Origin of the sequence: Brachybacterium phenoliresistens, from assembly GCF_000576425.1 — a bacterium.
Classification (GTDB): domain Bacteria; phylum Actinomycetota; class Actinomycetes; order Actinomycetales; family Dermabacteraceae; genus Brachybacterium; species Brachybacterium phenoliresistens.
The window spans coordinates 25683-37963 of the sequence record NZ_KK070004.1 but is presented as its reverse complement, the minus strand read 5'-3'; the positions used below and the strand labels follow the sequence as shown (position 1 = coordinate 37963).

Below are 12281 nucleotides of genomic sequence, written 5' to 3'. Positions count from 1 at the left end.
CGCAGCGTCCTCACCAGCCACCGAGCAATCACCCGTATCGGTGATTGGGGCCGTCGGACCACACACAAGTTGCATGTCCGAGCGAGAAGTGGAGCGCGAATCGGCGAGCAGGGAGGACCTATGAGCTCCGGGAAGCAGGAGCAATGCAGAACTCGTTTCCGTCCGGGTCGGCGACCGTGACGCCTTCACCGGTGAAGTGCGTCGGAAGCTCTTTCCCTCCAAGGCTGATGATCAGCTGCAGCGCATCTTCGACGTCAGCCACTTGGAAGTCGAGATGGACTGGGTTCTTCTGGAGGTGCGCCTCCTCCACACGTTGCAGGACCAACGATGCCCCGACGGCGATGGGGCCGACGGTCAGGTAGTCGCCGTTGCTGCGAGGTGATCCGGGCGTGACTCCAAGCAAACGCCCCCAGAACTCACCTGATCTGACCAGGTCTGTGACGTCGATGATCACTACGGGATTGTGCAGAACGGGTGCATCTTCCATCGTCCAACCCTACCCAGGTTCCACTCGTCCCCGGCCCCACCTAGACACCCTCCGACGTGCCCCAGGCTTGCCGTCGAACTGCAGCGATTCCCCTACAGAAGTTCTCCCTGCAGGACCATTTGATCCCCTCACCTGGTTCTGGCGACCAGCGCCTGCCCCGACGTCTCAGGTCACCTCGAGGGCTGGGACCATGTCGGCTCCCAGCGCACAAAGACGCTGCTCAGGCGCGCTCGAGACCGGCGAGGCCGGCGAGCTCGAGGATCAGGTCGACGGCGGCGCCGGAGCGGACGGCCGTGGGATGCTCGGGGCCGTGCTCGCGCTGGGCGTCCTTGAGCAGCTCGTCGGCCTGCTTGATGGCGTCCTCGTACTCCCCGGTGCGGGCAGTGGCCTCGGCGAGCTCGGCGCGGGCCTCCATGACGCGCGGGTCCAGGGCGTCCTCGGTCTCGAGCAGGGCGAGCAGGCGCGTGATGGCGCGGCCCTGCTCCTCGCGGGCGGCCGCCGGGTCGGAGGCGGCCGGGGTGTCGGGGCGGGTCATCGGGCGGCTCCCAGGATCTCGGGCCGGGCGGCGGGATCGGCGGCAAGGGAGGCCTCCGGCACGGCCGGGGCCTCGACGGAGGCGTGGCGCCCCATGCCGTGGTCGACGGGGCAGGCCGTCATCGCGATGCGCGCGTAGCGGGCGGAGGCCAGGGCGGTGGCCGGCGCGCCGCGGGAGTCGAGGGCGGTCAGCGAGGCGGCGTCCTCGCTGATGCGCGGCGGGATCGTCCGGTCCAGGCGCATCCAGCCGTCGGGGCCCGTCTCCTGGCCATCGGCCTCGCCCTCGCGGTGCGCGGAGATGTCGATGCCGAAGATGGTGTGGAAGGCCTCGACGTACTCGTCGGCGTGGCCGTTCTCCGCCAGGCGCCGGGCGCGGGCCGCCGGGGAGTGCATGACCTTCGCGAGGATCTTGCGGATGGAGCGCTCGACCTGATCGGCGACGTCGTCGGAGGTATCGCGGCGCAGGCGGGCGATCTCCGCATCGGCGCTCTCGGCGACAGCGTGGCGCATGGCGGCCATGGCCGGGTCGACCCGGCGCACCTGCTGGCGGGAGCGGAACTCCGCGGCGCCCTCGGCGATGATCGCCTGGGCGGTCACGAGCGCGGGCTCCGCGGCGTCGTCGAGCTGGGAGGCGAGGTCCGCCAGGCCCATCACGCGCACGCCCTGGAGGTGGCGCAGCAGCGGGTGCAGGTCGGAGTGGAGGGCGAGGTCGAGGATCAGGGTGGGCCCCGCCTCGAGCAGCTGCTCGGGGAACAGGCTGGTGCCGCGGCCGGAGCAGGCCAGGACGAGGTCCGCCTCGCGCAGCGCCGCATCGAGGCCGCCGGCGGGCACGGCGGCCACGCCGTGGCGCTCGGCGAAGGCGGGGGCGCGGCCGGAGCCCGAGTGCACGAGCACGGAGCGCACGCCGCGGCGGGTCAGCTCGGCCACGCCGAGGCGGGCGTAGGCGCCGGTGCCGATCACGAGCACGCGGCGCCCGCCGAGACCGCCGAGGGCCTGGGACGCGCGGTCCAGGGCGACGGCCACGCCGGAGCGGCCGGCCGCGCCGACGGGCGCCTCGGTGGCCACGCGCTTGGCGTAGCGGAAGGCGAGCTGGAAGAGGTCGTTGAGCAGCGTCGTGGTCAGCCCCTCGGCGCGCGCGGCCTCGAAGTCGCTGCGCACCTGGCCGCCGATCTCCGCCTCGCCGATCACCAGGGAGCGCAGACCGGAGGTCACCTCGAACAGGTGATGGGTGACGGGGGCGTCCATCGCGGTCTCGAAGCACAGCGCGACGAGGTCGCGGCTCATGCCGCTGGTGCGGGAGACGGCCTCGACGATGACGTCGACGCCGTCGTGGAAGCGGCGGGCGTCGACGTAGACCTCGAGGCGGTTGCAGGTGCTGACCACGACCCAGCCGTCCAGGGCGGGCTCGGCGTCGGCGCGCTCGGCGAGCACCTCGCCGATCACGGCGGGCAGGCTGCCGGCGTCACGGGTCAGCGCATCGAGGACTCCGAGATCGAGGTGATCATGGGTGGCGCGGACGGCGACGAGCATGTCCTCGAGTCTAGGCCCGCACCGGCCCGGGGCTCGAGGCTCGCAGGAAACGTGTGCACAATAGGTGCGTCATGACACAGAACAGCACGTCAGAGGCCCTTTTTCACGACAGGTCGTCAGATCCTGAGCCGCTCGCCCCCGCGGCCGCCGCGACCCTCGCCCTCTCCGCCTCGGACCTCCCCTCCGACCACCCGTTCCTCCGCTCCGCGGCCTCCGGCGGGGTCGCCGATGCGCCGCTGCTGGCACGCCTGCGCGGGGAGGCCACGACCGCTCCGGCGAGCGTCTGGTTCATGCGCCAGGCCGGCCGGTCGCTGCCCGAGTACCGGGCCGTCCGCGAGGGCACGACCATGCTCGAGGCGTGCGTGAAGCCGGATCTGGTGGCGGAGATCACCGCCCAGCCCGTGAGACGGCACACGGTCGACGCCGGCATCTTCTTCTCCGACATCGTGGTGCCCGCGCTGCTCGCGGGCGTCGGCGTGGAGATCCGTCCCGGGGTCGGCCCCGTCTTCGAGCACCCGGTGCGCACGGCGGCCGACGTCGACGCCCTGCCGCCGGTCGGCGATGCCTACGAGGCCGCCCTCGACCCGATCCGCGAGGCCGTCGCGCTGTCCGTCCGCGAGCTCGGCACCACGCCGCTGATCGGCTTCGCCGGCGCCCCCTTCACCGTGGCCAGCTACATGGTCGAGGGTGGGCCCAGCCGCGACCATCTGCGCACCCGCGCCCTGATGCGCTCGCAGCCGGAGGTCTGGGACCGCCTGGCGGCGTGGGTGGCGGAGCTCTCGGGCCGGTTCCTGCGGGCCCAGATCCTGGCCGGCGCATCGGCCGTGCAGCTGTTCGACTCCTGGGCCGGCTCGCTGGGCACCGACATGTACGCCGCGCACGTCCAGAAGCACTCTGCGGCCGTGTTCGCGCACGTCGCGGACCTGCCCGTGCCGCGGATCCACTTCGGGGTGGGGGCCGCGCACCTGCTCGCCCCGATGCACGCGGCCGGCGCCACCGTGATGGGGGTCGACCACCGGATCCGCCTGGACGAGGCCCTCGCCCAGCTGCCGGAGGGCACCCCGCTGCAGGGCAACATCGACCCGGCAGTGCTGTTCACCTCCGAGCAGGCCCGCTTCGCGGAGGCCCGCGCCGTGCTCGCGGCCGGCGCCGCGGCCAGCGGCCACGTCGTCAACCTCGGCCACGGCGTCCCGCCGGACGCCGACCCCCAGGTCCTCACCGACCTCGTCGCCTTCCTGCACGAGCAGCGATGACCGAGAGCGTGCTGGTGATCGGCGGGGGCCTGGCCGGGCTCCTCGCCGCATCCCGCCACCTCGAGCAGGGCCGGGAGGTCGCCCTGCTCGAGCCCGCCCCGGAACCGGGCGGCGCGATCGCCGCCCGCGAGGTCGCCGGGGTGCCGCTCAGCATCGGCGCGGAGGCGTACTCGATCGCCTCCGGCGCCGTGGACGCGCTGCTCGCCGAGCTCGACCTCGCCGACCGCACCGTCGCCCCGCGCACGGGCCTGGCCAGCCGCGTCGTCTCCGCCGCCGGCACGCACCGCGCCCCGTCGCCCGCCCTGTTGGGCATCCCCGCCCGTCCCCTGGCCCGCGATGCCCGCGCCGTCCTCGGCTGGACCGGCGCGCTGCGCGCCGCCGCCGAGCGCTTCCTGCCCGCCCGCCTCGGTGACCGCCCCGGGGCGAGCGTCGCCGATCTCGTCACCGCCCGCTGCGGCCGCCGCGTCGCGCAGCGCCTCGTCGCCCCCGTCGTCGGCGGCGTGCACTCGGCCGATCCCGCGGTCCTCGAGTTCGCGACCGCCTCCCCCGCGCTGCTCGCGGGCCTGCGCGAGGACGGCTCCCTCACCGCGGCGGTGCGCCGCCTGCGCGCCCCCGGCACCCGCAGCGCCGGCGCGAACGTCCGCTCCCTGACCCCCACCATGGCCGTCCTCCCCCAGCGCCTCGCCGCGCGGATCGCCGCGGCCGGGGGCGAGATCCGCACCGGCACCCCGGTCGCCCGCATCGGCCGCGAGGACGGCAGCTGGTGGGCCACGACCGCCGCCGGCGAGCGCCGCGTCGCCGACCGCCTGGTGCTGGCCTGCCCGCCCGATGCGGCCGCGGCGCTGCTGCGCGAGGCCGCGCCGGAGATCGCCGCCGCCATCCCCGACGCCCCCTCCGCCCCGGTGCGCCTGGTGGCCCTGGTCCTGGACGCACCGGCGCTGGACGCCCTGCCCAGCGGCACCGGCGCCCTGGTCGCCCCGGGCACCCCGGGGGTGCGGGCCAAGGCCCTCACCCATGCCAGCGCCAAGTGGGAGCACGTGGCCGCCGCCGCCCGGGCCGCCCACCCGCAGGCCGCCTCCCCGCACGTGGTGCGGCTGTCCTACGGCCGGCCCGGGGAGGAGCTGCCCGACGAGGAGGGCATCCGCGAGCTCGCCCTGGCCGATGCCGGCGCGATCCTCGGCACGCCCCTGACCGCCCGGCACCTCCTCGGCGCCGAGGTGATCGACTGGTCCCGCGCGATGCGCCAGCCCGGGCCCGGCCACCGCGCGGCCCTCGAGGCGCTGCGCGACCTGCTCGAGCACGCCCCGCCCGGCTCCGCCGCCGCCTCGCTGGAGCTCGTGGGCTCCTGGCGCTCCGGCACCGGCATCGACGCGATCGTGCGCGCCCACCAGGCCGCACGCGCCGCCCACCGCCCCACGAAGGCCCCTCGACCCATCACGGAAGGAACCCGTCCATGAGCAGCAGCCACCACCCCGGTCCCACCCCGAGCGACGCCGCCGAGCGCGGCACCGGCTCCGGCGGCGACGTCACCCGGTACACCTCGTACACCGTGTTCCGCCGCCTCTCGGGCCTGACCGAGGACGGCGAGGTCGCCCCGGAGCAGATCCTCGAGGCCCTGGCCGGGACCGTCGCGCTGATCGAGGCGGAGGACGTCGAGATCCTCGGCTTCTACGACGTCAGCGGGTTCCGCGCCGAGGACGACCTCATGCTGTGGCTCGCGGCGGACCGCCCCGAGGCGCTGCAGGCGGCGCTGCGCGAGTTCGAGCGCTCCCTGCCGGGCACCTGGCTGAACCGCGAGTGGGCGGCCATGGGCGTGCACCGCCAGGCCGAGTTCACCCGCAGCCACGTCCCCTCGTTCATGGTCGACTCCATGACCCGCAAGGAGTGGATCACCGTCTACCCCTTCGTGCGCAGCTACGACTGGTACCTGCTGGAGGACGCCGAGCGTGCCGAGATGCTGCGCGAGCACGGCCTGCTGGGCCGGGACTTCCCGCAGGTCAACGCCAACACGGTGGCCGCCTTCGCCCTCGGCGACTACGAGTGGCTGCTCTCCTTCGAGGCCGATGACCTGCACGACCTCGTCGACATGATGCGCCACCTGCGCTACTCCAAGGCCCGTCTGCACGTGCGCGACGAGCTGCCCTTCCACACGGGCCGCCGCCTCGCCTCGCTCGAGGACGTCGCCGCCCTGCTGGCCTGAGCCGGCGCCCGCCCCGACCGCTCCGGAGGAGAAGACCCCATGACCACCCCCGCTCCCGTCTCCCCGCGCTATGACGCCGTCCTGTTCGCCTCCTTCGGCGGACCGGAGGGCCAGGACGACGTGATCCCGTTCCTGCGCAACGTCACCCGCGGCCGCGGCGTGCCGGACGAGCGCCTCGAGGAGGTCGCGGGCCACTACCGCGCCCTCGGCGGCCGCTCGCCCATCAACGCCCAGAACCGTGCGCTCATCGCCGCCCTGGAGGAGGAGCTCGCCCGCCGCGACGTCTCCCTGCCGATCTACTTCGGCAACCGCAACTGGGAGCCGTACACGGCCGACGCCCTCACCCGGCTGCACGCCGACGGCCACCGCCGCGTGCTGGCGCTGATCACCAGCGCGTACTCCTCGTACTCGGGCTGCCGCCAGTACCGCGAGGACTTCGCGCAGCGCCTGGACGAGGCGGGCCTGCTGGGCGAGGTGGAGATCACCAAGTCCCGCTCCTACTTCAACCACCCCGGCTTCCTGGCCCCCGTGGTCGACGGGGTGCGCACCGCCCTGGAGGAGCTGGCCCGCGAGGGCCACGACCTCGACAGCACCACCGTGCTGTTCTCGACCCACTCGATCCCCACGGCGATGACCGAGGCCTCCGGCCCGGCCGGGGCGGGGGCCGACGGGCAGGGCGGCTGGTACGTCGCCCAGCACCTGGCCGCCTGCCGCTACGTGATGGACGAGCTCGGCGACGAGCTGCCGGAGCTGCCCGACTGGCAGCTGGTGTACCAGTCCCGGTCCGGCGCCCCGCACGTGCCGTGGCTGGAGCCGGACGTCAACGACGTCATCGAGTCCCTGGCCTCCTCCGAGCAGGCCGAGGCGGTCGTGGTGGTGCCGATCGGCTTCGTCACCGACCACGTCGAGGTCATCTGGGACCTGGACACGGAGGCGAAGGAGACCGCCGCGGAGCACGGCCTGGCCTTCCGCCGCGTGGCGACCTCCGGCACGGATCCCCGCTTCGTCGCCGCCCTCGCCGATGTCGTGCAGGAGCATCTCGATCCGTCCCGCGAGCGCCTCGCGGTGACCGAGCTGCCGGTGGTGGAGGACGTGTGCGGCCACAACTGCTGCCAGGTCAGCGCCGCCCGCGCGGTCCCAGACGCGCGGAGCATCGACACCCTCGAGGAGATCGCGGCGATGCTGCGGGAGGCGCGCGAGGGCGCGCCGGTCCCGCAGGAGGCGGGGGCGAGGTCATGAGCGCACCCGCCCCCCTGCGCCTGGGGACCCGGGCCTCCGCCCTCGCCCTGGCCCAGTCCGGGCAGGCCGGCCGCGCGCTGGTCGCCGGCACCGGCCGCGAGGTCGAGCTCGTCCACGTCCGCACCCAGGGCGACGCGGACCGCACCAGCCCGCTCGCCCAGATCGGCGGGACCGGCGTGTTCGTCACGGCGGTGCGCCGCGCGCTGCTGGACGGCGAGGTCGACGCGGTCGTCCATTCCTGCAAGGACCTGCCCACCCTCCCGGAGGACGGCATCGCCCTGGCCTGCATCCCCGCCCGCGAGGATCCGCGCGATGCGCTGTGCGCCCGGGACGGGCTGACCCTGGCGGACCTCCCCCGCGGGGCGAGCGTCGGCACGGGCTCCCCGCGCCGCGCCGCGCAGCTGCTGCATGCCCGCCCCGACCTGCACGTCGTCGCGATCCGCGGCAACATCGACACCCGCCTCGGGCGGGCGCTCGGCGAGCACGCGGATCTCGACGCGGTGGTGCTGGCCGCCTCCGGCCTGCGCCGCCTGGGCCGGGACGCCGCGATCTCGGAGCTGCTCCCCGCTTCGACGATGCTGCCCGCCCCCGCCCAGGGCGCCCTCGCCATCGAGGTGCGGAGCGAGAGCCTCGAGGATCCCGGCCTCGCCTGGCTGGTGGAGGCGCTCGCCCGGGAGGACGACCCGGCCTCCCGCGCCGCCGTCACCGCCGAGCGCTCCCTGCTGCGCACCCTGGAGGCCGGCTGCTCGGCCCCCGTGGCGGCCTTCGCCGAGATGGACGGCGCCCGGCTGCAGCTGCAGGCCCTCGCGATCCGGACCGACGGCGGCCACGCCGTGCGGGCCGAGGCGAGCGCCCCCCTGGACCTCGCCCACGACGAGCTGACCGGCGCCGCCTCCGTGCCGGCGCGGCTGGGCGCCCAGCTCGCCGAGTCCCTGCTGGGACGCGGCGCCGGGGCGATCCTCGCCGACGCGAGGACGTCGTGACCTCTCCCTCCGCCGCCGCGCAGCCGGCGCGGGCCGCACGGCCCGTGCTGGTCACGCGGCCCGCCGAGCGCGCCGATCGGCTCATCGGCCTGCTCGAGCAGCAGGGGCTGGCCGTCGAGCACTCCCCCTTCGTGCGCCTGCGCCTCGAGCACGACGCGGACCTGCGCGAGGAGGTCGCCGCCCTGGCCGCGGGCGTGTACACGCACCTGGTGATCACCAGCCGCACCGCCGTGGAGGCCCTCGCGGCCTTCCGCGGCGAGGGCCCGGACCCGGTCCTCACGGTGCCCGCGGCCACCCGTGTGGTGGCCGTCGGCGAGGGCACCGCCCGCGCCCTGGCCGATGCCGGGATCGAGGTGGCGCTGGTCGCCGCCGGCAGCGGCGCGGACCTCGTCGCGCAGATGCCGCCGGCCGCCCCCGGGGACCGGGTCCTGTTCCCCGCCTCCGCGGCCGCCGCCCCGACCGTCCCGCAGGGACTGGCCGAGGCCGGCTACGCCGTCTCCCAGGTCATCGCCTACCGTCCCCGCGCGGTGCCGCAGCCGGCCCCGGTCGTGCGCGGCCTCGCCCTCGGCTCCTATGCCGCGCTCGTGCTGACCAGCCCGATGATCGCGCGCCTGGCCGCCTCGCTGCGCGTGCACCGCTCCATCCCCGTGGTCGCCATCGGCCGCCCCACCCAGGAGGCCGCCCGCGAGGCCGGCCTCACCGTCCACGCCCGAGCCCGCGAGGCCACCGACGAGGCCCTGGCCCTCGCCGTGGCCGCCGCGATCGCCGAGCACCCCCGATCCTGAGGAGCACCCCATGCCCCGTCCCGTTCCCGTGATCCGGCCCCGCCGTCTGCGCCAGAGCGCCGCCATGCGCTCCCTGGTGCGCGAGCACACCCTGCGCCCGGCCGACCTGGTGCTGCCGATGTTCGTGCGCGAGGGCGACGAGCCCCGCCCCATCTCCTCCATGCCCGGGGTGCAGCAGCACACCCTGGACACCCTCGTCGCGGCGGCGGCCGAGGCCGTGGAGCGCGGCGTCGGCGGCCTCATGCTCTTCGGCGTGCCGGAGCACAAGGACGCCCTCGGCTCCGGCGCCACCGATCCGGACGGGATCCTCAACCGCGGCATCGCCCGCCTGCGCGCCGAGCTGGGCGACGACACCCTGATCATGGCCGACCTGTGCCTGGACGAGTTCACCGACCACGGCCACTGCGGCGTGCTGGACGCGGCCGGCCGTGTGGACAACGACGCGACCCTCGATCGCTACGCCGAGATGGCGATCGCGCAGGCGGAGGCCGGTGCCCACCTGCTGGGCCCCTCGGGGATGATGGACGGCCAGATCGCCGTGATCCGCGAAGCGCTGGACGGCGCCGGTCACCACGACGTGGCCCTGTACGCGTACACCGCGAAGTACGCCTCCGCCTTCTACGGCCCCTTCCGCGAGGCCGTCGACTCCTCGCTGCAGGGCGACCGCCGCACCTACCAGCAGGATCCCGGCAACGCCCGCGAGGCCCTGCGCGAGCTCGAGCTCGACGTCGCCGAGGGCGCGGACCTGGTGATGGTCAAGCCCGGCCTGCCCTACCTCGACGTCCTCGCCGAGGTCGCCGCCGCCTCCCCCGTGCCGGTGGGGGCCTACCAGATCTCCGGCGAGTACGCGATGGTGGAGGCGGCCGCCGCGAACGGCTGGATCGACCGCGACCGCGCGATCCTCGAGTCCCTGCTGGCCTTCCGCCGCGCCGGCGCCACCACGGTGCTCACCTACTGGGCCAGCGAGGTCGCCGGATGGTTCCAGGAGGGCCTGCCCGAGCACCTGCGCGAGCATCTCTGATCCGTCCCGCCGCCCGCCCCGACCCGTCCCCAGGAGGACCCATGACCCCCTCGCTCTCCCAGGAGCTGTTCGACCGTGCCCGCCGTGTCATCCCGTCGGGGGTGAACTCGCCGGTGCGCGCCTTCGGCAGCGTCGGCGGCACCCCGCCGTTCCTCGCCTCCGCGAAGGGCGCCCTGCTCACCGACGCCGACGGCCGCGAGTACGTCGACCTCGTCGGCTCCTGGGGGCCGATGGTCCTGGGCCATGCGCACGAGCCCGTCGTCGCCGCCGTGCAGGACGCGGCCACCCGCGGGCTGTCCTTCGGGGCGCCGCAGGCCGGCGAGGTCACCCTGGCCGAGGAGGTCGCCCGGCGCATCGGCCCGATCCAGCAGCTGCGCCTGGTCAACTCCGGCACCGAGGCGACCATGAGCGCGCTGCGCGTGGCCCGCGCCGCCACCGGCCGCGACGTGGTCGTGAAGTTCGCCGGCTGCTACCACGGCCACGTGGACGCGCTGCTGGCCGAGGCCGGCAGCGGCGTCGCGACCTTCGCCATGCCCGGCTCCGCCGGGGTCACGGAGGGCACCGCCCGCGACACGGTCGTGCTGCCCTACGGCGACCGCGCCGCGCTCACCGAGCTGTTCGCGCAGCGGGGCGACGAGATCGCCGCCGTGATCACCGAGGCCGCCCCCGCGAACATGGGCGTCGTCCCCCCGCCGGAGGTGGACGGCGTGGGCTTCAACCGCTTCCTGGCCGACACCGCGCACGCCGCCGGCGCCCTGCTGATCAGCGACGAGGTCCTCACCGGCTTCCGTGCGAGCGCGCAGGGCCACTACGGCATCGACGGGGAGGGCTGGGCGCCGGACCTCATGACCTTCGGCAAGGTCATCGGCGGCGGCCTGCCCGTGGGCGCCTTCGGCGGCCGGGAGGACCTCATGGGCCTGCTCGCCCCGGCCGGCCCGGTCTACCAGGCCGGCACCCTCTCCGGGAACCCCCTGGCCACCGCCGCGGGCCTGGCGACCCTCGCCGGGCTGGACGACGCCGCCTACCGCACCCTGGACACCGCCAGCTCCACCCTCCAGCAGCTGGTGGCCGATGCGCTCACCGCCGCCGGGGTCCCCCACGTCATCCAGCGCGCCGGGACCCTGTTCTCGGTGTTCTTCCGCGAGGAGCCGGTGCGCACCTACGCCGAGGCGAAGGCGCAGGACACCGCCGCCTTCACCCGCTTCTTCCACGCGCTGCTGGAGGCGGGCGTCTACCTGCCGCCCTCGGCCTTCGAGGCGTGGTTCGTCTCCACCGCCCACACCCCGGAGATCATCGACCGCATCGCCGCCGCGCTGCCCGCGGCCGCGAAGGCCGCCGCCGCGCGATGATCCCCGTCCCGGACTCGTTCCGCGCCCAGCCCCGCTGGTCGTGGGACGAGGCCGGGCGGGCGTGGCTGCAGGAGCTGCCGCGGGCGGTCGCGGAGCAGTGCCGCCTCTGGGACCTGGAGCTCGACGGTGCGCCGATGCACGGGTCGAATGCCCTCGTGGTCCCGGTGCGTCGCCACGAAGATCCGCTGGCGCTGCGGCTGGCCCCGCCCGGGGACGACGTGCACCGCCTGGTGCAGGATCTGCGCCTGTGGGAGGGTCGCGGGACCGTCGCCCTCGAGGACAGCGACCTCGCGCGCCGCGCGGTGCTGCTGGAGCGGCTCGACGGCGGCGTCTCCCTCGACGACGTGCCTCTGGTGGAGGCCGTCGAGGTCCTCGCCGGGCTCGTGCGCCGCCTCGCGGTGCCGGTCCCGGCCGATGCGGACGTGCCCAGCACCCGCGAGGAGGCGCAGGATCTTGCCGAGGGCTTCCCCACCGGCTGGGAGAGGACGGGGCGGCCGATCCCCCGCCGCCTGGCCGAGCGCGTCGTCCGCCACGCCGCTCTGCTCGCGCAGCGCGACCCGGGGGACGGGGCGGCCGACGGGGACCTGCACTTCGGGCAGGTCCTCGCCGGGACCCGCGAGCCCTGGCTGGTGGTCGACCCGGTGCTGCTGCGCGGCGACCCGGAGTACGACCTGGGCCGGATCCTGTGGAGCCGCTTCGACGAGATCGAGGACGAGGCGGCGACGGCGCGCCTGTTCGAACGGTTCGTCGAGATCTCCGGGGTCCCTGCGGACCGCGCCCGGTCCTGGGTCGTCACCCGCGCCGGCTCCTACCTGATCTGGGGCCTGCAGCACGGGCTGACCGACGACCCGCCGAAGTGCGTCCGCCTGCTGGAGATCTTCGCGTGAGCGACGCTCCGAC

At 75.2% G+C, this 12281-nt stretch carries 12 protein-coding genes; 9 read left to right on the top strand and 3 right to left on the bottom strand.

Annotated elements, in window-relative coordinates; translation table 11 throughout:
* Positions 1-118 precede the first annotated feature (118 nt).
* The 3 genes from BF93_RS19650 to BF93_RS16115 form a co-directional block, all read right to left on the bottom strand.
* Positions 119-487, bottom strand: a complete 369-nt coding sequence (locus BF93_RS19650; RefSeq protein WP_156954180.1) for a VOC family protein — start codon at positions 485-487, stop codon at positions 119-121.
* 220 nt (positions 488-707) lie between these two features.
* Positions 708-1022 carry a hypothetical protein gene (locus BF93_RS16120; RefSeq protein ID WP_232226471.1) on the bottom strand — a complete coding sequence of 105 codons (315 nt, stop codon included), beginning with the start codon at positions 1020-1022 and terminating at the stop codon, positions 708-710.
* Entirely contained in the window at positions 1019-2551 is a 1533-nt protein-coding gene (locus tag BF93_RS16115; protein WP_084148638.1) for a glutamyl-tRNA reductase, read from the bottom strand. The genes BF93_RS16120 and BF93_RS16115 overlap by 4 nt, the downstream gene beginning before the upstream one ends.
* Positions 2552-2622: 71 nt before the next feature.
* Between BF93_RS16115 and hemE the strand changes: the two genes are divergently transcribed.
* The 9 genes from hemE to BF93_RS16070 are packed head-to-tail and all read left to right on the top strand — an operon-like array spanning position 2623 to position 12268.
* Positions 2623-3804: a uroporphyrinogen decarboxylase gene (gene hemE, locus BF93_RS16110; RefSeq protein WP_084148637.1), complete on the top strand. Its 1182-nt coding sequence runs from the start codon at positions 2623-2625 to the stop codon at positions 3802-3804.
* Entirely contained in the window at positions 3801-5261 is a 1461-nt protein-coding gene (locus tag BF93_RS16105; RefSeq protein ID WP_038374046.1) for a protoporphyrinogen/coproporphyrinogen oxidase, read from the top strand. The genes hemE and BF93_RS16105 overlap by 4 nt, the downstream gene beginning before the upstream one ends.
* On the top strand, positions 5258-6004 hold the full coding sequence (hemQ, locus tag BF93_RS16100) for a hydrogen peroxide-dependent heme synthase (protein WP_038374044.1): 747 nt from the start codon (positions 5258-5260) through the stop codon (positions 6002-6004). The genes BF93_RS16105 and hemQ overlap by 4 nt, the downstream gene beginning before the upstream one ends.
* Positions 6005-6043: 39 nt before the next feature.
* On the top strand, positions 6044-7243 hold the full coding sequence (locus BF93_RS16095; RefSeq protein ID WP_038374043.1) for a ferrochelatase: 1200 nt from the start codon (positions 6044-6046) through the stop codon (positions 7241-7243).
* On the top strand, positions 7240-8226 hold the full coding sequence (hemC, locus tag BF93_RS16090; protein ID WP_038374042.1) for a hydroxymethylbilane synthase: 987 nt from the start codon (positions 7240-7242) through the stop codon (positions 8224-8226). The genes BF93_RS16095 and hemC overlap by 4 nt, the downstream gene beginning before the upstream one ends.
* Entirely contained in the window at positions 8223-9011 is a 789-nt protein-coding gene (locus BF93_RS16085; protein ID WP_051487094.1) for a uroporphyrinogen-III synthase, read from the top strand. The genes hemC and BF93_RS16085 overlap by 4 nt, the downstream gene beginning before the upstream one ends.
* Positions 9012-9021: 10 nt before the next feature.
* A complete protein-coding gene (gene hemB, locus BF93_RS16080) occupies positions 9022-10032 on the top strand; it encodes a porphobilinogen synthase (protein WP_038374040.1) in 1011 nt (336 codons plus the stop codon).
* Positions 10033-10073: 41 nt separating this feature from the next.
* On the top strand, positions 10074-11381 hold the full coding sequence (hemL, locus tag BF93_RS16075) for a glutamate-1-semialdehyde 2,1-aminomutase (RefSeq protein ID WP_038374039.1): 1308 nt from the start codon (positions 10074-10076) through the stop codon (positions 11379-11381).
* On the top strand, positions 11378-12268 hold the full coding sequence (locus BF93_RS16070; RefSeq protein ID WP_038374037.1) for an aminoglycoside phosphotransferase family protein: 891 nt from the start codon (positions 11378-11380) through the stop codon (positions 12266-12268). Before hemL ends, BF93_RS16070 begins: the two co-directional genes overlap by 4 nt.
* Positions 12269-12281: the final 13 nt, after the last annotated feature.